This is a genomic window from Trinickia sp. (assembly GCF_051954495.1).
In the GTDB taxonomy this organism is placed as follows: domain Bacteria; phylum Pseudomonadota; class Gammaproteobacteria; order Burkholderiales; family Burkholderiaceae; genus Trinickia.
In genome coordinates this window covers 1-26,506 of record NZ_JBQCHR010000090.1, presented here as the reverse complement: position 1 = coordinate 26,506, position 26,506 = coordinate 1, and the positions used below count along the sequence as shown (strand labels likewise).

Below are 26,506 nucleotides of genomic sequence, written 5' to 3'. Positions count from 1 at the left end.
TGCTTCTCCTTTGCGTGCATGAGTGTGCGCGTGCCGAGGAGTGCTCGTTGAACGGGGCCAGCTATGTATGACTTTGACGAAGACGACTGCGTGCTCGAAGTCTTGCTTGGAACGAGACGGCCGTGCTGGCGGCTCGGCGGCGACAGCAATGCCTTGGAGCTGGCCGCGGTGCGCGGCTTGACGAACGTCAGCGTCGCGCTTACCTCGGAACAGGCTGAAAAAATCCGTGCTTTGACGGGCGTCACCTCCCATCTACTGCTTGACATCTCGCTCTACGGCAGCGCGATCACGCTGCACCTCGTCGGCAAGAAAACGGACCGGCGCGACTGGGCGGGCACCGCTTCCGACTATGCCGATACGCTCTCCGTGGCCGATGCGCTGTCGACCGGCCTCGCAGCGGCCGAGCAGGTCGTCTCCGAAGTCAACTCGCTCGTCGTCATACTCGATCGCAACGGCATCGTGCAGCGCTTCAATCGCATGTGCGAGGAAGTGACGGGTATGAGCGAGGTCGACGTGATCGGGCGCAGCGCGTTCGAGCTTTTCATGAGCCCGGAACAAGGCTCGCAATCGCGCACCAACATCCGGCAGTTTTTCGAAAGCAGGCGCTCGTTCGAAGTCGAACGGATCATCAACACCATCAAAGGGCCGCGGCTTTTCCAGTTCCGCAACAAGTTCGTCCATAGCGGCAGCGGGGTCGATGAAGAATTCATCATTTGCTCCGGCACGGACATCACCGAAGAGCGCAATGCCCAACAGCGCTTGAAGGACCTCGCTTCGAAGGATGTCCTCACGGGCCTCATGAATCGCTATGCGATCAATGGGACGATCGAAGCGGCGCTCGAGCGCGTGCACGGCGATCCGTCGCGCGAGCTCGGCATCCTGTTTCTCGATCTCGACAATTTCAAGCGCGTGAACGATCACTTCGGGCACGTCAACGGCGATCGGCTGATCAAGCGCGTGTCGGAGATCGTCAGCGAATGCCTGCCCGGGGACGCCACGCTCGCTCGGCTAGGCGGCGACGAATTCCTGATTTTGGTCGAATCTTGCACGCAAGCAGGCCTCGAGGCGCTGTCCGAGACGATCATCGACCGGCTTCGCCTGCCGGTTCGGCTCGACCTGATGGACGTGTATACGAGTTGCTCGATCGGAATCGCGCTCTATCCGCAGCACGGCGAAACGCTGGAGGCGCTGATTTCGCATGCGGATACCGCCATGTATGCGGCCAAGGAGGCGGGTAAGCACACCTACCGGGTCTTCTCGCCGGAGATGAATCAAAAGGTGGCCAAATATATTTGGCTCGACACCGAACTGCGGCAGGCCATCGAAGATGAGCAGTTCGTGCTGCATTACCAGCCGTTGATCAACCTGTGCACGGGGCGCTTGCACAGCGTCGAAGCGTTGATCCGCTGGCGATCGACGAGCCGCGGGCTCGTCGCGCCCGGCGAATTCATCCGCTTCACCGAAGAGTCGGGCCTCATCATTCCCATCGGCCGGTGGTTGATGCAGGAGGCGGTGTCTCAAGCCGCCCGCTGGCACGAGAGCGGCCTCGACATCCGCATTTCGATCAACGTATCCGCCCGCCAGCTGCGCGACGCGCAGATCGTCAATCAACTGCGCGAACTCGTCGAACGAGGCGGCGCCGCGCGTACGCTGATCGATATCGAATTGACCGAGAGCTGCTTCATCGAGGACGAAAGGGCCGCGATCGATCTGATGCGCCAGTTCAAGCAGTTGGGCGCGCGCATCCTGCTCGACGACTTCGGCACGGGCTATTCGTCGCTGTCGCAACTGACCCGGCTGCCGATCGACGTCATCAAGCTCGATCGCAGCTTCATTACGGGCATCGACCAGAATTTCCAGGCGCAGTCGCTCGTGCGGTCGGTATTGAGTCTCGCTCGCGCCTTCGGTTTCGCGGTCGTGGCCGAAGGCGTCGAGACGGAGCGGGAAGTGCAGTTTCTCAAGGACATCGGCGTCGATTACGCGCAAGGCTTTTTCTATGCCAAGCCAATGGACGCCGAGACGTTCGAATCGTGGCTGGTCGATAAGAAGCGGCTCAGGCTCATCGCCTAAGCGCGCATTGCCGAATCGACCGTCGCCACGTACCGGGCGGCCGCTTATGGCACGGCCTTCAGCTTGGACACGCGCCTGTTTTGCAGCACGACGAGCCGTTCCATGAAGGCGATGTCCTTTTCCTCGAGCATGAACGCCGAATGCACCCAGTCTTCGGTGATGTCCATGAGTTCGGCGCGTGAGAGCGGCAACACGCGCTGACGCGCGCGCAGCATCGCGCGCGTGCCGTTGAACACGGGACGAATGACGTCGATGAAGGTGCGCGTGGCCATCATGGCGTCGCCCGGCTCGAAGAGTTCATCGACCAGGCCTTTCTCGGCATGCCATTCCGCAATGCGCGATTCGCCCGTGCTGATCAACGTCTCGGCCACGCTCATGCTGGATTTGCGTGTCACGAGGGAATAACCGCCCATGCCCGGAAAAAGATTGAATGCAATTTCCGGAAATCCCATCTTCGTGCCTTTTTGCGCGAGCACGTAATGATGCGCCAATGCGGCTTCAAAGCCGCCCCCCAGTGCGCTGCCTTCCACCATGGCAATGGAAATGGCGCCGGTGCCGAACCCGTTATAGATCTCCCAGACGCCGTCGATGCACGATCGCGCATAGGCCATGAGCCGGTCGCGCTCGCCTTTGCGGATGGCTTCGACGAAAAAGCTGAGGTCGCCGCCCACGTTGAAGATCTCGGGCACGTTTGAACCGGTGACCCAGAAATCGAACCGCAGGCCGGAATCGCGGGCCGCGCGGGCCAGGCGGATGATGTCCGTGACCAATTGCTGGTTGAAGCATGGGCGCGGCTCGGAGCGCAACATCATCCACATGGTGCGCCGGTCTTCTTCGTAATAGGCCGTGAGTTGGCTGAATTCGCCGGCTTCGTGAAAGGGGCGGCAACCGGGTGTGACTTCGAATCGCATGGTGGTCCTTTATTGCTATTGGCGTTGAAATGAAATGCCCCCGGAGGCGCGGGTGCGCCGCGAGGACCGCCAATTTTGCGTGAGGGAACAGCGAGATCGAATTCAGTTGGTGAAAGTACGGAGGAATGCGTGCGGGTCGTTGATGCACGTCAACGGCTGCAAATGGCGCCGGCGTCATGCTAGCCGTGGGAAAACGGCTGCGAGCGAGGCATAGCGGCATGACGGCACCACGGCATATCCACAGCCTCGATGCGCTCGCGCGTGCTGCCGCTCGGGAGCGGCCATGACGACGCCCTACGGCAAGCGCGCGGTTCACGTACTGCTTCTCGCCGCTCTGCTGTCGCTCGCCTTCGTGGTGCTCAGGCCGTTCCTGATCCCGGTGGTCTGGGCGTTCATCATCGCTTATGTGACGTGGCCGCTCTTTTGTCGCCTTGCATCGGCGCTGGGCGATCGCCGCACGCCGGCGGCGCTGCTGGCGACCCTGCTCGTCGCGGTGGGGTTCGTCGTTCCGATGCTGCTCCTGACGCTGCCGCTCGCGAGGGAAAGCATTGCTTTCGGTCGGCAATTGGCCGCTTGGTTCGCCGACGGAAGCGGCGTGCTGCCGCGGTCGCTGAGCACGATCCCCTGGCTTGGCGCTTGGTTGCAAGCCTTGGTGAACGAGATCGCGCACGAACCGTTGGCGTGGCGTGCTCAATTGGCGCAGTGGGGCAATCACTGGATTGGCGAAGCCGCGCAGTTCGCGGGCGGCCTCGGGCGCAACGCCGTGAAATTCGCCTTCGCCTTATTGACGTTGTTCTTCACGTACCGCGACGGCGAAATTTGGCTCGAACACGTGCGGCACGCCTCGCGGCCCTATCTCGGCAAGCGGCTCGACGTGTATTTTTCGGCGATCGGCGATGTCTGCAGATCGGTGGTTCACGGCGTCGTCCTGACGGCGGCGGCTCAAGGGGCGTTTGCCGGCATCGGCTACTGGGCGGCGGGCGTGAGCGCGCCGTTGCTGCTCGCCATGCTCACAGCGCTGGCGGCGCTGCTGCCCTTCGGCGCGCCGCTCGTATGGGCGCCGGCCGGCATCGCATTGATCGTGAACGGCGAGACCTGGGCAGGTATCGGGTTGCTGCTCTGGGGCGCGCTGGCCGTCAGCTGGATCGACAACCTGGTGAGGCCGTTCGTGATTAGCCGCGCGGGGCATATGCCGTTTTTGCTCGTGATATTCGGCGTCGTGGGCGGGGTGCTGGCGTTCGGTCTCGTCGGCATCTTCATCGGACCTTTCGTCGTCGCGACTCTGCTTGCCGTTTGGCGCGAATGGCAGTCGGATCTCGAAGCGGGCGAGGATGAAGCCCATTCGTCCGTTGAATCGAGCCACGAGAGGACGGTCCGCGATGCTCGTGCTGGCCGGTCGACTCGCCGCTAGCCGTTGATCTGAGTCAATCGAGCCGCGGGCCCGCCGTGCAACATGAGATGGCGGCATCGGCATCGCCTGATGTTAAGAATTCGGTAAGGAGTCGGCCCGAACATGCAAGGCATGCACTCGGAGATTCACGATGTCCATCTCGGCTCACTCGCGGCCCGGTCGCTTTGTTTTTGTCCTTGTCCTGGGCCTCGTGGCCGCGTCCGCGCCTTCGCTTGCGTGGTCGCAATCGCCAAACCAAGCGCTGAGCGCTTACGCCGCGCAAGCGGGAACCGCGCCGGATCCGGCGCGGGGTCAACAATTCTTCACGACGCGGCACGGCCGGGATTGGGCTTGCGCGACCTGCCACGGAGCGTCGCCCACCGGCGATGGCCGCCATGCCGTCACCGGCAAGACGATCGCGCCGCTCGCGCCGGCCTTCAACCCCGAGCGGTTCGTGAACACGGGCAAGACGGAGAAGTGGTTTCGTCGCAATTGCACCGACGTGGTGGGGCGCGAGTGCTCCGCGTCGGAAAAGGCTGACCTCCTGGCTTGGCTCATGACGTTCAAGCGATAACGACCAAGGCTCCGAAACATGAAAACCCGCAAAGCCCGCGCCATGGCCTATGTATTCGCGGCTCTGTCCCTGGCCGGATCGAGTTCGCTCGGCTGGGCCGAGGAAGAGACGCGGATGGCGCCCGTCACGCTGCTGCCTCTCTACAAGCAAGAGTGCGCCTCATGCCACGTGGCCTATCCGCCCGGTATGCTGCCCGCCGAATCGTGGCGGCGCATCTTGAGCAACCTGGACCATCACTTCGGCAGCAACGCCTCGCTCGATGCAGCTTCCGTCAATCAGCTGACCACCTGGCTGACGGCGCACGCGGCGAACGCCGGGCGGGCCGCGGCGGCGCCGCCGGAGGATCGCATCACGCGCTCTGCCTGGTTTCTTGCCGCGCACGACGAAGTACCGCCTTCGGCGTGGCGGCTGCCGTCGGTCAAGGGCGCCTCGAACTGCGCGGCCTGTCACACCCAAGCCAATCAAGGAAACTTCGATGAACGATTCGTTCGCATCCCACGCTGAAGCAGGCGTGCGCTCATCCGGTACGGTCCGGATCCTGGTATGGGACGCGCCCGTGCGCGTATTTCATTGGCTGATGGTCGTCTCGTTCGCCGGTGCATGGCTGACGGCCGAGAGCGAGCGATGGCGCCTGCTCCACGTGACGCTGGGCTACACGATGGTGGGGCTCGTCGGCTTTCGCATCGTCTGGGGCATGGTGGGCACGCGATACGCGCGATTCGCCGAGTTCGTGCGCTCGCCCGCCGCGGCCTTTCGCTATTTGACGGGCCTAGTAAAGGGCAAGCCGGAGCGCCACGTCGGCCACAATCCGGCCGGGGCGATCGCGATCGTTGCGATGCTGCTCATGACCTGCGCCGTCGGCATCACCGGTTGGGCCGCGTATAACGGCGCTGCGGGCGAATGGGTCGAGGAGCTTCATGAGGGGGCGGCCAACGCCATGCTGGCGCTCGTCATCGTGCACGTGGCCGCGGTGCTGGCGAGCAGCGTCTTGCATCGCGAGAATCTAGCGACCGCCATGGTGACAGGGTATAAGTCCGGACGTGTCGGCGAGGGCATTCGCAAGGCGCGCGGGTGGATCGCCGTCATCCTCGTGGCGGCCGTAGCGGCATGGTGGGCGAAATCGATCGGAGCGCCGCCCGTGGCGTCAGCGGGGCAAGCGGCGGGCGCCGCGTCGCACGCGCAGCCCGATCGAGACGACGACTGAGCCGCGGCGTAAAGGGACGGCGCATGCGCATCCTGCTCGCAGAGGACGACCCCTTGCTGGGAGACGGCGTGCGCGCCGGATTGCGGCAGCAAGGCTTCCAAGTGGATTGGGTCCGCGACGGCGAGGCGGCCGAGCGGGAACTGCGCGGGCAGCCTTATGCGGCTGCGGTTCTCGATCTGAGCCTGCCGCGCATGGACGGCATCGACGTGCTGCAAAGCGTTCGAAAGGCCGGTGTGGCGCTGCCGATCCTAGTGCTGACCGCGCGCGATGCCGTGCCCGACCGCATCCGGGGGCTCGACGTCGGCGCCGACGACTACGTCGTCAAGCCCGTGGATCTGCACGAACTCGGCGCTCGCCTGCGGGCGTTGGTTCGCCGCGCGCATGGCCGGCCTAGCGAGCGGCTGCAGGCGCAAGACGTGGTGTTGGAGCCCGCCTCGCGTATCGCCTATCTTGCCGGCGTCGCCGTTCAGCTTTCGGCGCGCGAATTCGATTTGCTGCACATCCTCATGCTGAACGCGGGTCATGTGCTGACGCGCGAACAAATCGAGCAACACCTGTACAGCTGGGGCCAAGAGGTGGAAAGCAATGCCGTCGAGGTACACATCCACCGCCTCAGGAGCAAGCTCGGCGCCGACCTGATTCGGACGGTGCGCGGCGTAGGGTATGTGCTGCTGCGCGAACGGGCGAGCGAGCCGTGATCCTGCCGCGCTCCCTGCAAGGCAGGCTGCTCGTGCTCGTGACCGGGAGCGTGGTGGCGGTATGGTTCGCGGCCACGGCGCTCGCATGGCGGGATGCGAGCCGCGAGATCGACCAATTGCTCGATAGCCATCTTGCTCAGGCGGCGGCGCTGCTCGTCATGCAGCAGGCGCAGTCGGAGGCCGAGGACGAGGCGCTCGACGCACCCGCGCTGGATCCGTACGCGCCGCGAGTCGTCTTCCAAGTGTTTCACGAAGGGCGCCTCGGCATCCATTCCGCGAATGCTCCCGCCCAGCCCATGGCGCCCGCGGCGCGAGGCGGGCCCAAAGGGTTTTCGACCGTTCGAATCGATGGTCAAGATTGGCGCGTTTTCGCCGCGCAAGGGGCCCGCCACGATGTCGAAGTCTATGTGGGCGAACGCTTGGACGCGCGCACTTCGATATTGCTCGCCGTCATGCGCAGCGTGTTTTGGCCGATGGCCGGCGCGTTGCCGCTGCTGGCGCTTGCGACGTGGTGGGCGGTGAGGCGAGGGGTGGCGCCGTTGCGCGAACTGGGAAGGCGGCTCGCGCGGCGCGATCCACGTGCGCTGGACGCCGTGAGCATGCCTGGCGCGCCAGGGGAAATGCAGCCTATGCTCGATGCGCTGAATCGGCTCTTCGGCCGCATTCGCGATGTACTCGATTCCGAGCGGCGATTTACCGCGGACGCCGCGCATGAGCTGCGCACCCCGATTGCCGCGATCAAGGCACAGGCCCAAGTCGCGCTTGCCGAAATCGACCGAGGCCTGCGCGAACATGCGCTGCGGGCCGTACTCGAAGGGTGCGATCGCGCCGCGCATCTCGTCGATCAACTCTTGCTGCTCGCGCGCCTGGAGGCCGGCGCACTCGCGGAGCGCGCGCCGGTCGAACTCGTCGCGCTCGCCCAGCAGGTCGTGGCCGAGTTAGCGCCGCGCTCGATCGAAAAACGGCAACGTCTCGAACTCGTCGCCGGCGCGCCGTGCGTCGTGTCCGGCAATCGGCCGCTCCTCGCGGTGCTGATTCGCAACCTCGTGGACAACGCGGTGCGCTATAGCCCCGCGGGCTCGAAAATCGTCATCTCCGTCGCGCGCGCCGACGGGCATGTCTCGATGAACGTGGAAGACGGTGGGAGCGGATTGAGCGATGAGCAGACGCAGCGGCTGGGCGAGCGCTTCTTTCGCGGCCAAGGCAACCTGCAAACGGGCAGCGGCCTCGGTTGGTCCATCGTCCGGAGGATCGCGGGCGCACATGGCGCCGTTATCGATGTCGGCAGATCGCGCGGATTGGGCGGACTGCGCGTTGAAATCGGGTTTCCCGAGCCGCCGATTGACTCAGATCAACGGGTCGTGGGGCGTAATGGCTAATGTAAGGGTCACTCGTTCGTTTCCGCCTTGGGTTCAAGATGGAGACCGTCTTTTCGATTCAGGGCGTATGCAAGCGCTACCCGATGGGCAGCGTCAGCGTTTGCGCGCTCGATGGCGTCAGCTTGGCTCTGGAAGCCGGCGAGTTCGTCGTGCTGCTGGGCGCGTCCGGCAGCGGCAAATCCACCTTGCTGAACTTGCTCGGCGGCCTGGATACCCCGACTAGCGGCTCGATCGACTATCGCGATCATCGCTTGTCGGGCGCCACCGAGCGCGAACTCACACGATTCAGGCGCGAGCACGTCGGCTTCGTCTTCCAATTCTTCAATCTCATTCCGGGCCTGACTGCCCGCGAAAACGTCGCACTGGTCACCGATATCGCCGAGCACCCGGTCGATCCCGACGAGGCGTTGCGCATGGTCGGCATAGAGGCGTTGGCGGATCACTTCCCCGCGCAAATGTCAGGCGGAGAGCAGCAACGCGTCGCGATCGCACGCGCGGTGGCGAAACGTCCCGACGTTCTGCTTTGCGATGAGCCGACGGGTGCGCTGGACTTTCGCACGGGCCGACGCGTATTGGAAGTGATCGAGCGCGTGAACCGGGAGTTCGGCGCGTTGACCATCGTCGTGACGCACAACGCCGTCATCGCGGACATGGCGAACCGCGTCGTGCGAATGAGCAGCGGGCAGATCGTCGAAGAGCGGCGCAATGCGCAACGATGCAGCTCGCAGGACCTGACATGGTGAGTACGCTGATGCGCCTGTCGTGGCGCGATCTTCGGCACGTGCGTGCGCAGGCCGCCGCGGCGGTGCTCGTCGTGGCGTGCGGCGTCGCGACGTTCGTGGCCATGCGCAGCACATACCTCGCGTTGCTGAGCGCGCAGCGGGACTATTACGCGTCGTACCGGTTTGCGGATATTTTCGTGCATTTGAAGCGCGCGCCGCTTTCCGTCGCATCGCGCATCGCGGCGTTGCCCGGCGTGGCGCGCATACAGGCGCGCGTCGTGGCGGAGGTGAGTCTCGACGTGCCGGGCCTTGCCGAACCCGCGACGGGCCACATCGCTTCGATCCCCGAGCAGGGCTGGCCCGCATTGAATGTGCTCCATCTGACGAGCGGCCGGTACATTGCGCCCGGACGCGACGACGAAGCGCTGGCGAGCGCCGCGTTCGCGCAGGCGAACGGTTTGCGGGTAGGGCAGACAGTCGGCGCGGTGCTCAATGGGCGCTGGAAGCGAATTCGCATCGTGGGAATCGCGCTATCGCCCGAGTACATCTATGAAGCGGGCGCCGGTTCGATCTTTCCCGACAACCGGCACTACGGCGTGCTTTGGATGGGAACGGACGCGGTATCGGCCGCCTTCAGCATGGACGGCGCATTCAACGATCTGGTCCTTGCGTTGGACAAGGGGACCACGGGAGCCGGCGTATTGGATCTTCTCGCGCGCGTCGATCGCGAACTGACGACATACGGCGGGCTCGGCGCTCTCACGCGGGAAGACCAGATTTCGAATCGTTTCATATCGGACGAGATCGCGCAGAATCGAATCACCGCAACCTACGTCCCGGCGATCTTCTTTTGCGTGGCCATGCTCCTCTTGCAGAACGTGCTCGGTCGGCTCGTCGATATGCAGCGAGCGCAGATCGGCCTGATGAAGGCTTTCGGCTATACGAATACGCGAATCGGGCTGCATTACGCTCAGTTCAGCTGTTTCATAGCGGCATCCGGGGCGGCGCTCGGGACCGCGGGAGGGCTCCTGCTCGCCGCTTCTTTGACGCGACTGTACGCTCGCTACTATCGTTTTGCTCACCTCGAACACCGCGCGGACGCGAACGTCATCGTCCTGGCCTTCGCCGTCAGTTTCGCCGCGGCGCTGATCGGGACCGCGGCCAGTGTCGGCAGAGCGGTGAGGCTGATGCCCGTCGAAGCGCTGCGCGCGCCGGCGCCGCCGGCGTTTGCCGCCGGCTGGGCGGAACGAGTCGGGCTCTACCGGCATGTGGGCGTCACGTGGCGAATGATCGGCCGAAACTTGACGCGCCGTCCCGGCAAGGCCGCGCTTTCGTGCCTGGCGCTGGCCAGCGCGAGTGCGATCCTCGTGACCGGTGGCTTCTTTTTCGATGCGATCGACTACCTGTTCGCGGTGCAGTTCGAGCGCATCGAGCGGCAAGACGTGACCGTCACGTTTGCGCAACCCTTGTCGCATCGCGCGATAGACGCGCTGAACGCACTGCCCGGCGTGCTGCGGGTCGAACCGTTCCGCGATGTGCCCGTGAAGCTTTCGGTGGGGTTCCGATCGCGCCGGGTCGCCTTGAGCGGCATCGACTCGGGATCGCAATTGCGTCGGCTGATGGACGTCGATGGCTTGCCGTTGCGCGTCCCGCCGGACGGCATCGTGATCTCGTCTCAGCTGGCCGATGCGCTGCACGCCCGGACGGGCGACCTCATGTCGGTGCAGGTGCTGGAAGGCAAGCGCCAAATGCGCCAAGTCATCTTGGCGGGCCGGATCGGCGACATGGTCGGCGTGAGTGCTTACATGGATCGACGCTCGCTGTCCCGTCTGCTCGAAGAGGGTGGGAATTGGTCCGGCGCCAGGATGCGCGTCGACGCCGCGGCGGTATCCCGTTTGTACGCGGCGCTAAAAGGAATCCCGGCCGTCAACGCCGTGGCGCTGCGGCAGGCGGTGATCGACAGCTTCCGCAAAATCGTGAACGAAAGCGTGCGGTTCTCGACCTCGATCAACTTCGTGTTTGCCTGTGTCATCGCATTCGGCGTTGCATTCAATGGCATGCGTATCGCTTTTTCCGAGCGCGTCCAGCAATTGGCGTCGTTGCGGATCCTCGGATTTACGCGCGGCGAAGTGGCTTGGATACTGCTTGGGGAGCAGTTCGTCCTCGCCGCGATCGCGACGCCGGTCGGTCTGCTGTTGGGCTATGGCCTATGCGCGATGCTAGTCGAGCGGCTGACGACGGATCTGTATCGCTTGCCGCTTACCGTCGCGCCAGCCACCTTCGCCTATGCCGCGCTCGTCACCGGCGGCGCGGTTGCCGTGTCGGGACTGGCGGTCGCTTGGAAGATCAGGGGCATCGACATCGTTAGTGTCCTCAAGGCGAGAGAATCATGAAAGGCGGAAATCAGCGCCGGATCGCGATACTGGTCGTCGGCGTAGGTGTCGTCGCAGCGGTGCTTGCCTATGCGTTCTGGCCGTCGCCGCTCGACGTCGACACCGCGCGGGTCGCGCGGGGCGCGCTGCAGGTGACGATCGACGAGGACGGCGAGCTTCGCGCCCATGATCGCTACGTCATCACGGCCCACATCGCGGGACGCCTGTTGCGCGTCGCGTTGCGGGAGGGCGATCGGGTGCGCGCCGGGCAAACCGTTGCCGTGCTCGTGCCTTCGCCCATGACGCCCGGCGAAAGCGCGGAGCAACGCGCGCGAGTGGAAGCCGCGCAGGCGGCATACCGCGAAGCCGCGGCCCACGTCGCTCATGCGAGGTCCGACCTTGCGCAGGCGCGGCGCGAAAGCGCGCGCGGTCAGGCAATGTTCGATATCGGCGCTATCTCCAAGCAGGCCATGGAGCAGCTGAGCGCCGCGGAGTCATCGGGTCAAAGCGATTTCGATGCGGCGCGCGCGCGGGAAAAGTCGGCCGAGGCCGAAGTTCGAGCGGCGATCGCCGATCTGAAAGCGCTCGAATCCGGGCATCCCGCCGAGCTGCGCGCGCCGGTCGACGCCGAGGTGCTGCGCGTGGATGAAAAAAGCGAGCGCGTGGTGGCCGCCGGTACGCCGGTCATGCTGCTGGCCGACCCGTCGCGCTACGAGGTGGTCGTCGACGTCTTGTCCACCGACGCCGTCAAGATCAGCCCGGGTATGCGCGTCTCCGTGGAGGATTGGGGCGGCGACACGCCGATCGAAGCGAAGGTGCGCATCGTGGAACCGGCCGCATTCACCAAGACATCGGCGCTCGGCGTCGAGGAACAGCGCGTGCGCGTGATCGCCGATCTCGCCGGTTCGCCGGGGCGTTTGAACGACGGCTATCGCGTACGCGGCCGGATCGTCATCTGGGAGAGGGCCGATGCGCTGACCGTGCCGATCGGCGCGCTCTTCCGGTGCGCGCAGCAATGGTGCGTCTTCGCCGTGGAGCACGGGCGGGCGATGCGGCGCACAGTGAGCGTCGGGCAGCGCAACGCCGAGGCAGCCGAGCTGCAGAGCGGATTGCGCGAAGGGGATCTCGTCGTCACGTACCCGCCCAGTACGCTAACCGATGGTGACCGCGTTCGATCGCGCTAGTCCCATCCGCAAGCGCATGGAGCCGCCCGTCACGATCGTTTCAGGCGGTCCGGCGCCGCGTGTTGACGCAGGTCAAGCCGAAAGCAAGCTTACTGCGCGATGGGTTTGGTGACGTCGCTGCCGAACCAGTGCATCGAGATCTTCTTCATCGTGCCATCCTGCTCGAGCGCGTTCAAGGCATCGTTGATCGCCTTTTCGAACTTCGGATTGCCCTTGCGGAACGGGATGCCCATTTCCTGCTCGCCGCCCTTCAGGATCGAGCCGGGACGAAGCGGGAGATTGGAGTTCTTGATGATGTACGGGAGCATCAAGCGGTCGTCGAGCGTGGCGTCGATACGTCCCGCCGCCAAGTCGCGCAGTTTTTCCGGCGCGCCCGGATAGGTCTGCGCGTTGACGCCTTGCACCGCGCGAACCATTTGGTCGTAGTTCGTGCCGAGCGTGACGCCGATTTTCTTGTCGCCCTTGAATTCCTCGAGCGATTTGAATTCGCGCTTGTCGTCCTTGCGCTGAATCAGTTGCGCCGCCGAATACGTGTACGGTTGGCTGAAGTCGAGTGCTTCCTTGCGCTGCGGCGTGATGGTCACCTGGTTGACGATCACGTCGAATTTTCCGGCCTGCAAGCCGGCGATGATGCCGCTCCATTCCGTGGTGATGAACTGCGGTTTCACGCCGAGCTTGGCCGCGACGGCTTTCGCCACGTCCACGTCGAAGCCCTCGAGCTCCCCGGCTGCGTTCTTGGAGTCGAACGGCGGGTAGGTGCCTTCGAGCCCGATGCGCAATACGCCGCTCGATTTGACCGAGTCGAGCAGGTCTTGGGCATGCGCGCTCGCCGCGATGAAACTGAACGCGCTAGCGATGAGCGCGCCTCGTACGAGCGCGCCGATGATGTTCTTCGTTTTCAATGTCCCCTCCTTGGATTTGAAGTGCTTGCGCTAACCGTGCATGCGGAGGAACCACCGGCGCACTTGCTGTGGCGGGAGCCCGAACGATTGCACGCCGTGGAACGGTATCACTTTTCGTCATGGCGGGCATCCGCGCCAAAATTCCCGGGGAAGGTGTGGGCCGCGGCCGCGGCGTTCGATCGGAGAAGGTGAGCTGCTACGGGAGTGCGTAGACGTTCTTTGGCGCGCGTCGCGGCATGCGGCGCAGACGGGCGATCAAGCGAGGACGCGAGCCGCGTCGCCGCCGACGCGTTGCGCGAATTTGCGCACGGTTTGCGTGGCGATCTCGACCAGGCGTTCCGCCCGGTTGGCGCCCGTGCGCCAAGCGATGACGAACGGCAGCGGCGGCGGCGTCTCCATTCCCTCGAGTTTGCGAAGCACGCCCTTGTCCAGCAAGTCCAGGACGAGCGCGGAGGGCATGGCCGCCACGCCGAAGCCGGCCTGCGTGAGCTGGATCATCGCCGCGAGCGAATTGACGCAGCTCACGCGCGCATCGTTCACGCCGTACGACTGCATCAGCCGCAGTAGATCCTGATGCGGGCGGGAATGGCGCGAGTAGGTGATGAGACGCTCCGCGCCGATCCGGCGCAGCGCGGCCGTCATGGTTTCGTCCGGCTGCTTGGAGCGCGTGTCCGCATCGGCCGCCCCGATCCAATCGATCGAGAGTTCGAGCACCTCGATGCTGCGCAGCGACTCGTCGCGCACCATGTCGGTTTGAATGACGAGGTCGAGCATGCCATGGCGCAATTGCTCGTTCAAGTTCAGCGCGGTCTCGGTCGTGACTTCGATGTCGAGATTGGGGTAGTGGTGCGTCGCGTCCGCCACGAAATCGACGAACCACGAATGGATGGCGCTATCCATCGCGCCGATCCGGATCGTGCTGGCCACGAGGTTTTCGTCCTGCACCGAGGCGTAGAGCTCCAGCATCGAGCGGCTGACGATCTCGGCGTGATGCAGCACGCGTTCGCCCGCGCGCGTGAGCGTGACCCCCTTCGGCTCGCGATTGAACAGCTTCGTGCCGAGGTCCTGTTCGAGCACCGAAATGCGGCTCGAGATGGCCGCTTGCGTCGAATGGAGCTTTTCCGCCGCCAGGCTGAAGCTGTGAAGCTTGGCCACCCAGATAAACGTTTCGAGAAACTTCAGATTCACGCCGGCGCTCCACCTTCGCTCGAAGCAAGCAAGGGCCGGATGTATGCGTTTCATCCAACCGTTGCTCGCCGTTCGTTCCCAAACATCCTTCGTTGCGTCACATGAACGCGTTCAAAAGCACGATGTTGACGATCAGCAAGGCGATCGCCGTGGGCACCTGCGCCCGAATCACGCCGTATTTATTCGGCAGTTCGAGCAGCGCCGCGGGAACGATGTTGTAGTTTGCCGCCATCGGCGTCAAGAGGGTTCCGCAGTAGCCCGAGAACATGCCGATCGCCGCGATCGGCGCCGGATTGCCGTGAAACACGCCGATCAGCACGGGCACGGCCACGCCGCCTGTCATCACGGGGAAGGCGGCGAAGCCGTTGCCCATGATGATCGTGAAGATCGCCATGCCCGCGCAGTAGACGGCCACGGCCAGCAGCCGGTAGTCGAGATCGATGTACGCGGTTATCAAATGCGCGACGGCCTTGCCCACGCCCGCATCGGCGAAGACCAGGCCGAGCATGCCGAGCAGTTGGGGCAGCACGACGGCCCACGACAGCGCGTCGACGAGGCGCCGAGCCTCCTTGACCGATTGCTGGGCGGAGTCGCGCGTGAGCACGCAAGCGAAGATCAACGCGACGACGCAGCCGATACCGAACGACGCGAGCGTGGCATTCTTCGGGTCGATCAGCGCGACCCCGCCGAATACGAGCCGCGGCGCGAGCAGCGTGCCCACGACGGTCACGAGCGGAATCGTCAGCGCCGGTAGGAAGAGCGTGTTGCCGAGCCGCTTGGCGCTGGTACGGCGCGCGTCTTCCGACGGCATGTTCGGCTTGGCGCCGACCACGCCGCCGATGCCGGCGACCACGGCCATCGCAATGACGAGCACGCCGACCACGTCGGTGGGAAGGCGATCGCCCGCAAGGAAGATAACGCCGTAGACGATCCAGAACCCGCCGGCGAGAAAACGCTTCGGATGGGCGCGGTCGCTGACGATGATGCCGCCGATGACGAACAGCAGGATGCCGAGCAGCCAGAAAAAGGCGTTGAGCGAGACGATCATGCGTTTTCTCCTTGCGGCTGTGCGGCGTCGTGCTGGCCGGCGTCATGGCGATGCGGCTCCGGCTCCGAGGCGGGCTTTGTCCCACCGGCATGGCGTGCCAGCCAACGGTCGAGCCGGTATAGGCGGAAACTTTGAATCAGGAATGCGGCGAGCGCGGTCGGCATGCCCCACACCGCCACGTGCATCGGCTCGACGACGATGCCGGCTTCCTTGAGGAACGTCACCATCAAGACGATGGCGCCGAACGCGACGAAGATGTCTTCGCCGAAGAACAGCCCGACGTTGTCGCAGGCGGCGGCGAACGCCCGCAGCCGGTAGCGGACGGCATCGGTCAGCGTGCCGAAGCGCGTTTCGGCGGCGCCCTCGGTCATCGGCGCAACGAGCGGCCGAACCATCTGCGCATGGCCGCCGAGCCCGGTCAGGCCCAGCGCGGCGGTGATCTCGCGCACGAACAAATACACCATGAGCAAGCGCCCCGGCGTGGCGGCGCGAATACCCGAGATCCACATTTGCGCGCGCTCGCGCAGGCCGTGCCGCTCGAGCAGACCGACCACGGCAAGCGGCAAGAGGATGATGAGCGGAATCACGCGTGTCTTGACGAAGCCGCTTCCGATGGCGGAGAGCACATGATCGGGCGGGAAGTGCGCGGCGAAACCGGTGGCGATCGCGGCCACGGCCACGATCAGCATCGGGTTGAATCGCAGCAGAAAACCGGCGGCGATCACGGCGACGCCGATGAGCGGATAGAGATTCACTGCGGTATGCACGGATGGTCCTCCTTGGCAGCGGGTGGATACCGTCCCGCGCTGGACGCGGGACGGACGGTGTGGCGCGTTGACGGCATCGCGCTCGTGGTAGTGAGGGTTACGCGGCGGGGCCGTATCCGCCGCCGCCCGGCGTTTCGATGACGAACACATCGCCGGGGTTGACCGTGGCCGTGTGCGTCGCGCCGAAGTGGTCCACCTCGCCGCTCGCCCGTTCGATCCAATTGCGCCCGACGCTGCCCGCTTCGCCGCCCGCGAGGCCGAACGGCGGGACACGGCGGCGGTTGGCGAGGATGTTCGCCGTCATCGTCCGCATGAAGCGGATACGCCGCACGGCTCCGTCACCGCCCGCGTGGCGGCCGCCGCCGCCGCTGCCCGAGCGAATCGCATGCTGTTCGACGATCACGGGGAAGCGCCACTCGATCACCTCGGGATCGGTCATCCGCGAGTTCGTCATGTGGGTCTGCACCGCCGATGTGCCCGGGTGCGTCCCGCCGGCCCCGGAGCCGCCCGCGATCGTCTCGTAGTATTGATGCGCGTCGTCGCCGAACGTGAAGTTGTTCATCGTGCCTTGCGAGGCGGCCATCACTTCCAGCGCACCATAGAGCGCGTCGGTGATCGACTGCGAGACCTCGACGTTGCCCGCCACCACGGCGGCGGGGTACACGGGGTTCAGCATCGAACCCTGGGGAATCACGATGTCGACGGGACGCAAGACGCCCTCGTTCATCGGGATATCGTCGCTCAGCAGCGTGCGGAACACATACAGCACCGCCGCTTTGCAGACGGAGCACGGGGCATTGAAGTTCGTCGCGCGCTGCGCGCTGGTGCCGCTGAAGTCGACGCGCGCTTGGCGCCGTTCGCCGTCGATCGACACCTTGACGCGGATCACCGCGCCGTCGTCCATCTCGTAGGCGAATTCGCCGTCATGCAGCGTGGAGATCGCGTTGCGCACGGCTTCTTCCGCGTTGTCCTGCACGTGGCCCATGTAGGCGAGCACGACGTCGGCGCCGTAGCGCTTGACGGCGCGCAGCAGTTCGGTCGCGCCGCATTCGCACGCGGCGATCTGCGCTGTCAGGTCGGCGATATTTTGATCGACGTTGCGGCTGGGGTAAGGGCCCGCACGGAACAGGGCGCGCACCGGCGCTTCGAGGAACGTGCCTTCGGCCACGATCTTGACGTTGTCGAGCAGCACGCCTTCTTCCTCGATGATCGTGCTGTTGGGCGGCATCGAGCCCGGCGTGATGCCGCCGACGTCGCCATGATGCCCGCGAGCCGCAACGTAGAACAGCAGTTGGCCGTCATCGCCGTAGACGGGCATGACGACGGTGATGTCGGGCAAATGCGTCCCGCCGTTGTACGGCACGTTCAGCATGAAGACATCGCCGCGCCGCATCGTCGCGCCATGTTGGCGGATGACGCTGAGCACGCTGTCGCTCATCGATCCTAGATGCACGGGAATATGAGGCGCGTTCGCGATGAGGCCGCCCGAGCGGTCGAAGACGGCGCACGAAAAGTCGAGCCGCTCCTTCATGTTGACCGAGTACGACGTCTTCTCGAGCGTCGCCCCCATTTGCTGAGCGATCGACATGAAGATGTTGTTGAAGATCTCCAGATGCACGGGGTGACGAGCCGTCGTGATCGCATGAGCGGTCCCTGCGCTCGATTGCGCATCGGTGTCAGCGTTTCGCTCGAGGCGCAGTGTCCCGTCTTCGAGTCGAACCGCGGACCAGCCCGGTTGCAGCACGATCGTCGAGATGTCTTCGGAGATCAGCGCGGGGCCCTCGAGTCGCGCGCCTACAGAAAGATCCTTGCGAACATGCAGCGGCACTTGGGTTTCTTCGCCTGCGACGAACATCGCGACGCGAGCGTCGGCCGGCGTGGCGTTCGACGCAGCGGATCTGGCCGTGGCCAGCGCCGTCGTTTCCGTCAGGCCCACGCCCTCGACGACGATCGATTCGACGACGAGCGGTTTGCCCGTCATGACGAACCCATAGCGTTTGCGGTGGAGTGTCGCGAAGGCGACGGCCATCGCGCTTTCGTCGCCGAACGGCACTTCCAACGTGGAGTCGGTGTTTTGATACTTGAGCCGCGCCGACCGGGTCACGCGCGCACGGTCGGCGGGAATGCGCTGCGCCGACAGCTCCGCGAGCGCTTGCGTTTCCAGCGCACCGTAGATGCCGCCGAGTTCTTCCACGGTCCCGGCCTCCAGCACCGCTTCGACGGCGCGTTCGCGCAGCACGCGCAAATCGGCCAGCCCCATGCCGAACGCGGACAGCACGCCCGCGAACGGATGCAGCACGATACGCTTCATGCCGAGCGCATCGGCTACGTCGCAGGCATGCTGGCCGCCGGCGCCGCCGAACGCGCACAGCGCGTAATCCGAAACGTCGTGCCCGCGCTCGACGGAGATCGTCTTGATCGCTTGGGCCATGTTGTCGACGGCGACGGCGAGGAAGCCTTCGGCCACGGCCTGCGGGCTCATCGCGCGGCCCGTCTCGCGCTCCACTTGTTCGGCGAGTTCGGCGAACTTCCCGCGGACGATGTCGACGTCGAGCGGCAAGTCGCCGTTGGGACCGAACACGTGCGGGAAATGGTCCGCTTGCACGCGGCCGAGCATGACGTTGCAGTCGGTCACCGTGAGCGGCCCGCCGTTGCGATAGCTTGCGGGCCCCGGATAAGCGCCGGCCGACTCGGGGCCGACTTTGAAACGGCCGTTTTCGAAGCTGCAAATCGAGCCGCCGCCCGCCGCGACCGTATGAATGTCCATCATCGGAGCACGTACGCGTACGCCGGCCACCTGCGTTTCGAACACGCGCTCGTAGGCGCCGTCATAGTGCGCGACATCGGTCGACGTGCCGCCCATGTCGAAGCCGATGACCTTGCTTTCGCCCACTGCCTCGCAGGTCTTCACAGCGCCGACGATGCCGCCTGCGGGGCCGGAGAGGATCGCATCCTTGCCGCGAAAACGAGAGGCATCCACGAGGCCTCCGCTCGATTGCATGAACATGAGGCGAACCGAGCCCGTATGCTGCATCACCCGATCGACGTAGTCGCGCAGGACGGGGGAGAGGTAGGCATCGACCACCGTCGTATCGCCGCGCCCGACGAGCTTCATGAGCGGGCTCGCTTGATGGCTGACGGAGATCTGCGTGAAGCCGCAGTCGCGGGCGATGTCGGCTACGCGCAGTTCGTGCTCGTGGAAGCGATAACCGTGCATCAGCACGATGGCGATCGACGTAATGCCGCTCGCGCGGGCCTGGGATAGCGCTGCGCGCGTGGCGGTTTCGTCGAGCGGACGCAGCACCGTGCCGTGCGCGTCGATGCGCTCGTCGATCTCGACGACGCGCTCGTACATTTGCGACGGCAGTTCGATGTGCCGCGCGAAGATGTCGGGGCGTTCCTGGTAGCCGATGCGCAGTTGATCGGCGAAGCCGCGCGTGATGGCGAGCAGCGTACGCGCGCCCTTGCGTTCGAGCAACGCGTTCGTGGCGACGGTCGTGCCCATCTTGATGACTTCGATGCGATCTTGCGGAAGCGCTTCGTCTGCGGAAAGGTTCAGCAGATCGCGGATGCCCTGCACGACGGCGTCGCGATACCGGTCGGGGTTTTCCGACAGCAGCTTGTGCGTGACGAGTTCGCCGGTGGGTTTTCTTGCGACGATATCGGTAAACGTGCCGCCGCGGTCGACCCAGAATTGCCAGCGGCTATCGCTCGCCGTCGGCGCTTGCGTGTCGTTTTCGAAACTAGCGTGCTCTTGTGCTGCGTTGTTTTGGGGTTTCACTTCCGTCACCTCGACCTTTTGTCCACAGTGGGCGGCCATCGGCTGCGCGCCGAGTGGGCGCGCGCCAAGCCTTTGCTCTTGTTGGTCGGATTTTGGAAGCGACGACGACGGCGAGTCCAGGCAGAAAAATAAATTCGCCCTATAAAAAAAGTCGATGGCGAGAAGGGGGGGCGCAGCGCGAGCGGTCCACGCTGCGTATTCCCCGGGACGGCTATAGCGTCATGCCGCCCGAAGCTTCGATAACGGCACCGTTGATGTAACTGGCCTCGTCGCTCGCCAGGAAGGCGTAGATGTTGGCGATCTCTTCAGGTTGTCCCAGCCGCCGCAGCGGAACCTGGCTTCGCATCTTTTCCAGTACCTCGTCGGGTATCGTCGCCAGGATGGGCGTGTCGATGAAGCCTGGCGCCACCGCGTTGACGCGAATGCCCTTGGGACCCAGTTCGCGGCTCCACGTCTTCGTGAATCCGATCACGCCGAACTTGGACGCGGCGTAATTCGATTGTCCGTAGTTGCCGTAGATGCCCACCACCGAACTCGCGTTGAGGATGACGCCGGCTTGCTGTTCGACCATGCAATCGACCACGGCCTGGGTGGTGTGGAAGACGCCCCGCAGGTTGACGTCGATTACTTGCTCGAACTGCTCCGGCGTCATTTTTTGCAGACGGGCATCACGTGTGATGCCCGCGTTGTTGACCAGGATGTCGATGCGTCCAAATCGCTCGAGCACCTGGCCGACCATGTCGTGCACGGCTTGCCGATCGGCGATGTCGACGGCGACGCCCATCGCTTCCGTGCGCGACTCGCGGCATGCGCCGACTACGGCATTCACGGCGTCTGCATTCAAGTCGCACACCGCAACGGCGGCGCCCTCGCGCGCGAATTTGCGCGCGGTCGCGGCCCCGATTCCTTGTCCGGCTCCCGTCACGATTGCGATCTTTCCTTTGAGTCTCATCGGTTTACGCCTTCATAATCTGTCGTTGTTGCAGGTGAGACGACGTCCGTCGATGCCGGCATGCGGCCCGGCTCGCCGGCGGACGCCGCGGCCCTAGAGATATTCGACGTTGCCGTCGACGCTGATGGCTTGCCCGGATATGTTTTGCCCGGCGGGGGAGGCGAGGAAAAGCGCCAGCGCTGCGATATCCTCGACCGTGACCATTCGCCGAAGCGATATCTTGTCGAGGTACTGTTGTTTCATTTCGTCGAACGGCACGCCGGTCGACTGCGCTCTTGCCGCAATCACGCGATCCATGCGCTCGCCTTGCACGACACCCGGCAAGATGGCGTTGACCCGGACGTTGCTCGGCCCGAGTTCGATGGCCAGCGACTTGACGAGCCCCACGATGGCCCATTTCGTTGCTGCGTACGGTGTGCGAAAGGCATAGCCGAGCCGGCCCGCAACCGACGACATCGCGATGATGCCGGGGCGATCCGACGACGCTTTCAGAACCGGCACGGCCCTGCGCAAGAAATAATATTGGCTGTTCAGATTGGTCGCGATCGTGCGCTCCCATTGCTCGGGCTCGACGCTGGCGACGTCGCCCGTCGGGCCCGCGATGCCCGCGTTGTTGACGAGGATGTCCAGGCCCCCGAGCTTTTTATGCGCATCGTCGACGATGGCGTCTACCTGCTCGCGATCGGCCACATCGACGATCCCTGTGTGCAGCTTCGGGTTTCGTTGCTTGGTTTGCTCTATCGCGGCAGGGTCGACATCGCACACATAGACTTGTGCGTCCGTCTGCACGAATGCGTCGGCAATGGCCGCGCCGATACCGGAGCCCGCGCCGGAAATGAGAACGCGTAGACCGGGCCGCGGTTTCAACAATTCGAAGGTATTCATGTCTCGCACCGACAACGTGGGTTTGACTGCCTGCAAAAATTGCGAGGTTCTGCCGCGTCAGCCTTTGGAGGTCGTCAAGGCCGAGGCGATCGGGCGCTGGTCGGACTGAATGGCTTTGGCGAGCGCCGGAACGAGACACAGGCCGAGCACCGATGCGACCACGACGACGTTAAAGCCGGCGTCGCTGCGGCCGGTCATCGTCTCGGCAAGTCCGAACAGATAGGGACCGACGAATCCGCCGAGCAAGCCGACCGTATTGATGAAGGCGAGCCCCGCGGCGGCCTGCACGCCTTGCAACCGTTTCATGGCGACGGCCCAGTACGAAGGCAAGATCCCGCCGGCGAAGAAGCCCGTCACCCCGAGCAAAACGATTTGCGCGGCCTGCTCGTGGATCGCGATGAACGCGCATGCGCTGACGACGACGCCCGCTGTCAACACACCGAGAAAACCGCATTCGTTGACGATGCGGCGGTGGATACGCGGAAGCGTCAACACGCCCAGCAAGAAGCCGATGCCGACGCTGCTCGAAAGCAGACCGACGAGTACCGGCGATTTCACGTGCATCTGCGCGACGATCGCGGGCGTGAAGAAGTAGAGGCCGACGAAGGCGACTTGATTCAAGAAGTAAATCAGCGCGATGACCACCGTGGTCGGCCGTTTGAGCGCGGCGATCCAGTTAGCGGAAGTCAGGTCGGCATGGCCGTGCGTGTCGATCGCCGCGTTGGTTTCGAGCGCTTGCGCTTCCTGCCGCGAAAGCCATCGAACCTCGGACGGGCGATTCGGCAGCTTGAAGAACAGTACGATGCCGAAAACGATCGTGGGCAAGCCTTCCAACAGGAACATCCACTGCCATCCGCGAAGCCCGCCGATCCCTGCGAGCTGCATGAGGCTTGCACCGAGCGGGTTGCCGAGAATGAGCGCGACGGAGGGCGCGGTGTAGATCCAGCCCACCGCGACGGCGCGATCCTTCGGGGCGAACCAGAGCGTCACCACGTACATCAGCGCCGGAAAGAGCCCCGCTTCGGCAACGCCGAGCAATACGCGAAGGATGTAGAAGGACCATTCGCCCCGAACGAACATCATCGCCGTGGACAGCACGCCCCAGGTGACGGCGATCCGCGCGATCCACGCGCGAGGGCCGAACCGGTGCGCCGCAAGATTGCTCGGTACCTCGCACAACGCATAGCCGATGAAGAAGATCCCGGCGCCGAGGCCGTAGGCGGCCGCGCTGATGCCCAGGTCCGCCGCCAGCGCGTTTTTGGCTAGCGCGACGTTCGTTCGGTCGATGAACGACAGAAAGTAGATCGCGCACATCAAGGGGAGGAGCCTGACCATCGCCTTGCGGGTCGCAAGCCAATGTGTCTCGCCCAAACTGCGGTCAGCGGTTGTTGCGCTCATGATGTCTCCAGTTATTGTCCCGCTCGCTTTTTATGGTGGTCCGCGTCGCGAAAGGGGCGATGCGCGGGCGGCGGGAATGATGTCGTTCGGCTCACGCGATGCGTGGAGCCCGCTACTCAATGCGAGACGTTGTCCCGTCCCTTGAGGCCGAGAATCTGCCGTGCCTCCGACGGCGTCGCGATTTCGAAGGAAAGCTCTTCGAGGATTCGGCGAATTTTGCGGACCTGTTCGGCGTTCGATTTCGCCTTCACGCCGCGCGACAGGTAAACGCTGTCTTCCAATCCGACGCGGACATTTCCGCCCATGATTGCACCCAGCGTGACGAGGGACATCTGGTGACGTCCGGCGCCGAGAATGGAAAACTGGTAATGCTCGCGCCCGAACAACCGGTCGGCGGTCGATCGCATGACGGCGAGGTTTTCGGGATCGGCGCCGATGCCGCCCAGGATCCCGAGCACCGATTGAATGAAGAACGGCGGCTTGATGAGCCCGATGTCGATGAAGTGGGCGAGGCTGTACAGATGCCCCACGTCATAACACTCGAATTCGAAGCGGGTGCCGTAGTCGCTGAACTCGGTCAAGATGTTGCGGATGTCGCGGAAGGTATTGCGGAAAATCATGTCCTCCATGCCTTCCACGTAAGCCTTTTCCCAGCCGAAGCGCCAGGACGCCATCTTGGCCGCGACGGGATGCAGCGAGAAGTTCATCGAGCCCATATTCAGCGAGCACATCTCCGGTTTGGCCGCCCGCGCGTAGGCGAGGCGCTCGTCCAGCGTCATGCGCGTGCTTCCGCCCGTCGAAATGTTGATGACGGCGTCGGTTTGGGCGGCGATGGCCGGGACGAATTGACGGAAAACCTCGGGCGAGGGAGTCGGACGGCCATCTTCGGGATCGCGGGCATGCAGGTGCAGAATCGCCGCGCCGGCTTCGGCGGCTTCGAGCGCTTGAGTTTTGATGTCGTCGGGCGTCAGAGGCAGATACTCGGACATCGACGGCACATGCGCCGATCCGGTGACGGCGCACGTAATGATCACTTTGTTGCGGGGGTGGCTCAATTCGCTGTCCTTTCAATTGAGGCGTCGACACGGTCGCGCGTGACGTCATCGTGGCGGCCTCGTATCTTGTTCTGCGGATGTTAGTCAGATACGATTCGCGGCGTAAGGTCTTTAACGGACAAGCTGATGTCCCCGTAGGACATCGAGGGGAGAGGCTGTGTCGTCGAAGTTTCCGCTGTTGAACGAGCGCATTTACGCGCCCTATAAGATCGCCGCGCTGGTCGAGGTGCTGGCGGAGCAAGGCATTGCTCCCGAGGACAGTCTGAAGGGCAGCGGGGTGTCTCCGGAGGAAATTTACGACGCATCGGTCATGACCTCGGTGCGCCAATACGCGGCCGTATGCAGGAATGCCGTGGCGCTCTCGCGCGACCCGAGCACGCCGTTCAGAACGGGCGCCCGTCTTCATCTCGCGGCGTATGGCATGTACGGGTACGCGTTGATGTCGTGTCTTTCGCTTCGAGACTACTTCCGTCTGGGCGTCAAATACCACCGGCTGGCGACACCCACCGTGACCATCGAGTGGACCGAGAACCCCGACGCGTCGGTGTGGACGTTTCCCGACGCGTTTTCGTCGAATCTCCCGCACGACGTGCAGCAATTCCTGCTGGAGCAGCAGTACACGCAGCATGTGACTCACTTGCAGGACGTGGTGGGTCAGCGCTGCCCGCCGATTCTTGCGCGCTTTACCTATCCCGCACCCGACTACGCCTCCATCTATCCCGAGTATCTGGGCTGTCCGTGCGAGTTCGAGGCCGACACATGCCAGTTGATCTACGACAGCGCGATCTTGGAGATGAAGCCGCATCTCGCGCACCGGCATTCGGCGGCCCTGCTGCAAGAGACGTGCGACAGGCTCATCGGCCAAGCGAAGACTTCGTCGGGAGTAGCGGGCGAGATCTACCAGTTGTTGATGCAGAAGCCGGGGGTTTTTCCCAGCATGGAGTTCGTCGCGCAGGCGCTCAAGATGACGAGCCGCACGCTCCGGCGCAGGCTGGTGGCCGAGGGAACGTCGTTCGTCGCGATCGTCGACGACGTGCGATGCTCGCTGGCCACGGAGTACCTGAAGACGACGAAGCTGAGCGCCGACGATGTCGCCATGCTGGTCGGCTTCACGGACACGGCGAATTTCCGTAGAGCGCTCAAACGCTGGACGGGCAAAGGCCCGGGCGAGATACGCGATCAGCCGTAGGCGATCGAGTTCGACTCGATGCCTGCCGAACAGGCACGGACCATGCTCCGCTGCTCATGCGTTCATTCCGCACCACCGACCGAACCGCATGACACGAGCCGGCGTCTTGCACGGCTCACGGAGACTCGCTATGGCCGAACTCAACGCACCTGTCCGACCTGCCGCCTACGTCGAAGATCGAACCGAATGGCGGCTTCATGCCGGCGTCGTTTCGTGGGGCGCCGTTTTCGCGGGCGCCGTGGCCGCCGCGGCGTTCGGGCTCATCCTGCTCACGCTCGGCACGGGCCTCGGCCTCGCCGCGCTTTCGCCCTGGCACTCGGCCCGTGATAGCGCGACGACATTCGGCGTCGCCGCCATCATTTGGGTCTGTGTGACGCAAATTCTCACGTCCGGGCTCGGCGGGTATTTGGCCGGGCGTTTAAGGCATCGATGGCCTGCCGTCGAAGTCGACGAAGTGTATTTCCGCGATACCGCGCATGGATTCTTGACCTGGGCCGTCGCCACGCTGGCGACGGCCGCGCTGTTCGCCGCGATGCTTCCTGCATTGGGCCGCGTCGGCGCGCAGGCGGCGGCGAAGGCCGCGCCGGCTGCGTTCGCGGTCGATCGCGGCGACGCCAATGCCGCTGCGAATCAGTGGCCCGTCGGGTATTACGTCGATTCGCTGTTCCGCCTGCCCGGATCGACGCCAACGGCGCAGCCGCTTGCGGCGCCGTCGGCTTCGGACGCCGCGGTAGCCGCGGCCGGTGGCGCAAGTGCGGTCGGCGCGGGCGGAAGCGGCTCTGCCCCGATAGCCGCATCGGGCGCGGCGCCGGGCGCATCGGCGCCGGCCGTCGCCGC

General features: G+C 64.5%; 21 protein-coding genes and 1 pseudogene. 12 read left to right on the top strand and 10 right to left on the bottom strand.

Going from position 1 to position 26,506, the window contains the following annotated elements; all coding sequences use genetic code 11:
- Positions 1-63: 63 nt before the first annotated feature.
- Complete coding sequence (gene pdeR, locus ACTHNR_RS12935) at positions 64-2,070, top strand: cyclic di-GMP phosphodiesterase (RefSeq protein ID WP_440548044.1); 2,007 nt, start codon at positions 64-66, stop codon at positions 2,068-2,070.
- Between the two features lie 44 nt (positions 2,071-2,114).
- Here the strand turns inward: pdeR and ACTHNR_RS12930 are convergent, their stop codons facing one another.
- Entirely contained in the window at positions 2,115-2,981 is an 867-nt protein-coding gene (locus tag ACTHNR_RS12930; protein WP_440548043.1) for a crotonase/enoyl-CoA hydratase family protein, read from the bottom strand.
- Between the two features lie 283 nt (positions 2,982-3,264).
- Between ACTHNR_RS12930 and ACTHNR_RS12925 the strand changes: the two genes are divergently transcribed.
- The 9 genes from ACTHNR_RS12925 (at position 3,265) to ACTHNR_RS12885 (ending at position 12,504) form a co-directional block, all read left to right on the top strand.
- Positions 3,265-4,392 carry an AI-2E family transporter gene (locus tag ACTHNR_RS12925; protein ID WP_440548042.1) on the top strand — a complete coding sequence of 376 codons (1,128 nt, stop codon included), beginning with the start codon at positions 3,265-3,267 and terminating at the stop codon, positions 4,390-4,392.
- 130 nt (positions 4,393-4,522) lie between these two features.
- The gene (locus tag ACTHNR_RS12920) at positions 4,523-4,945 is read left to right on the top strand and encodes a DUF1924 domain-containing protein (RefSeq protein ID WP_440548041.1); all 423 of its coding nucleotides are present in this window, start codon (positions 4,523-4,525) and stop codon (positions 4,943-4,945) included.
- Between the two features lie 114 nt (positions 4,946-5,059).
- On the top strand, positions 5,060-5,449 hold the full coding sequence (locus ACTHNR_RS12915; protein WP_440548091.1) for a diheme cytochrome c: 390 nt from the start codon (positions 5,060-5,062) through the stop codon (positions 5,447-5,449).
- Complete coding sequence (locus ACTHNR_RS12910; RefSeq protein ID WP_440548040.1) at positions 5,421-6,149, top strand: cytochrome b/b6 domain-containing protein; 729 nt, start codon at positions 5,421-5,423, stop codon at positions 6,147-6,149. The genes ACTHNR_RS12915 and ACTHNR_RS12910 overlap by 29 nt, the downstream gene beginning before the upstream one ends.
- Positions 6,150-6,172: 23 nt before the next feature.
- The gene (locus tag ACTHNR_RS12905; RefSeq protein ID WP_440548039.1) at positions 6,173-6,847 is read left to right on the top strand and encodes a response regulator; all 675 of its coding nucleotides are present in this window, start codon (positions 6,173-6,175) and stop codon (positions 6,845-6,847) included.
- Positions 6,844-8,226: an ATP-binding protein gene (locus tag ACTHNR_RS12900; RefSeq protein WP_440548038.1), complete on the top strand. Its 1,383-nt coding sequence runs from the start codon at positions 6,844-6,846 to the stop codon at positions 8,224-8,226. The genes ACTHNR_RS12905 and ACTHNR_RS12900 overlap by 4 nt, the downstream gene beginning before the upstream one ends.
- Before the next feature lie 38 nt (positions 8,227-8,264).
- Positions 8,265-8,969, top strand: coding sequence for an ABC transporter ATP-binding protein (locus ACTHNR_RS12895; RefSeq protein ID WP_440548037.1), 705 nt, complete (start codon positions 8,265-8,267; stop codon positions 8,967-8,969).
- Positions 8,963-11,341 (top strand): ABC transporter permease, encoded by a 2,379-nt coding sequence (locus tag ACTHNR_RS12890; RefSeq protein WP_440548036.1) that lies wholly within the window; start codon positions 8,963-8,965, stop codon positions 11,339-11,341. The genes ACTHNR_RS12895 and ACTHNR_RS12890 overlap by 7 nt, the downstream gene beginning before the upstream one ends.
- Positions 11,338-12,504, top strand: a complete 1,167-nt coding sequence (locus tag ACTHNR_RS12885; RefSeq protein ID WP_440548034.1) for an efflux RND transporter periplasmic adaptor subunit — start codon at positions 11,338-11,340, stop codon at positions 12,502-12,504. The genes ACTHNR_RS12890 and ACTHNR_RS12885 overlap by 4 nt, the downstream gene beginning before the upstream one ends.
- Before the next feature lie 89 nt (positions 12,505-12,593).
- Here ACTHNR_RS12885 and ACTHNR_RS12880 read toward each other — a convergent pair whose 3' ends face one another.
- The 9 genes from ACTHNR_RS12880 to ACTHNR_RS12840 form a co-directional block, all read right to left on the bottom strand.
- Positions 12,594-13,406, bottom strand: a complete 813-nt coding sequence (locus ACTHNR_RS12880; protein ID WP_440548033.1) for a transporter substrate-binding domain-containing protein — start codon at positions 13,404-13,406, stop codon at positions 12,594-12,596.
- Between the two features lie 255 nt (positions 13,407-13,661).
- Entirely contained in the window at positions 13,662-14,594 is a 933-nt protein-coding gene (locus ACTHNR_RS12875; RefSeq protein ID WP_440548031.1) for a LysR family transcriptional regulator, read from the bottom strand.
- A 97-nt stretch (positions 14,595-14,691) separates the two neighbouring features.
- Positions 14,692-15,642 carry a DUF979 domain-containing protein gene (locus tag ACTHNR_RS12870; RefSeq protein WP_440548030.1) on the bottom strand — a complete coding sequence of 317 codons (951 nt, stop codon included), beginning with the start codon at positions 15,640-15,642 and terminating at the stop codon, positions 14,692-14,694.
- Positions 15,639-16,409: a DUF969 domain-containing protein gene (locus ACTHNR_RS12865; protein ID WP_440548029.1), complete on the bottom strand. Its 771-nt coding sequence runs from the start codon at positions 16,407-16,409 to the stop codon at positions 15,639-15,641. The genes ACTHNR_RS12870 and ACTHNR_RS12865 overlap by 4 nt, the downstream gene beginning before the upstream one ends.
- Positions 16,410-16,506: 97 nt before the next feature.
- Positions 16,507-20,229, bottom strand: a complete 3,723-nt coding sequence (locus ACTHNR_RS12860; RefSeq protein ID WP_440548028.1) for a hydantoinase B/oxoprolinase family protein — start codon at positions 20,227-20,229, stop codon at positions 16,507-16,509.
- A 172-nt stretch (positions 20,230-20,401) separates the two neighbouring features.
- Complete coding sequence (fabG, locus tag ACTHNR_RS12855; RefSeq protein WP_440548027.1) at positions 20,402-21,142, bottom strand: 3-oxoacyl-ACP reductase FabG; 741 nt, start codon at positions 21,140-21,142, stop codon at positions 20,402-20,404.
- Between the two features lie 93 nt (positions 21,143-21,235).
- Positions 21,236-22,027 carry an SDR family oxidoreductase gene (locus ACTHNR_RS12850; protein WP_440548026.1) on the bottom strand — a complete coding sequence of 264 codons (792 nt, stop codon included), beginning with the start codon at positions 22,025-22,027 and terminating at the stop codon, positions 21,236-21,238.
- A 57-nt stretch (positions 22,028-22,084) separates the two neighbouring features.
- Complete coding sequence (locus ACTHNR_RS12845; protein WP_440548025.1) at positions 22,085-23,425, bottom strand: MFS transporter; 1,341 nt, start codon at positions 23,423-23,425, stop codon at positions 22,085-22,087.
- Positions 23,426-23,541: 116 nt separating this feature from the next.
- Positions 23,542-24,480, bottom strand: a complete 939-nt coding sequence (locus ACTHNR_RS12840) for a 3-keto-5-aminohexanoate cleavage protein (protein ID WP_440548024.1) — start codon at positions 24,478-24,480, stop codon at positions 23,542-23,544.
- A 157-nt stretch (positions 24,481-24,637) separates the two neighbouring features.
- Here ACTHNR_RS12840 and ACTHNR_RS12835 point away from each other — a divergent pair, with 157 nt between their 5' ends.
- Complete coding sequence (locus ACTHNR_RS12835) at positions 24,638-25,669, top strand: AraC family transcriptional regulator (protein ID WP_440548023.1); 1,032 nt, start codon at positions 24,638-24,640, stop codon at positions 25,667-25,669.
- Between the two features lie 130 nt (positions 25,670-25,799).
- Positions 25,800-26,506, top strand: a pseudogene (locus ACTHNR_RS12830) (hypothetical protein); the annotation flags it as partial.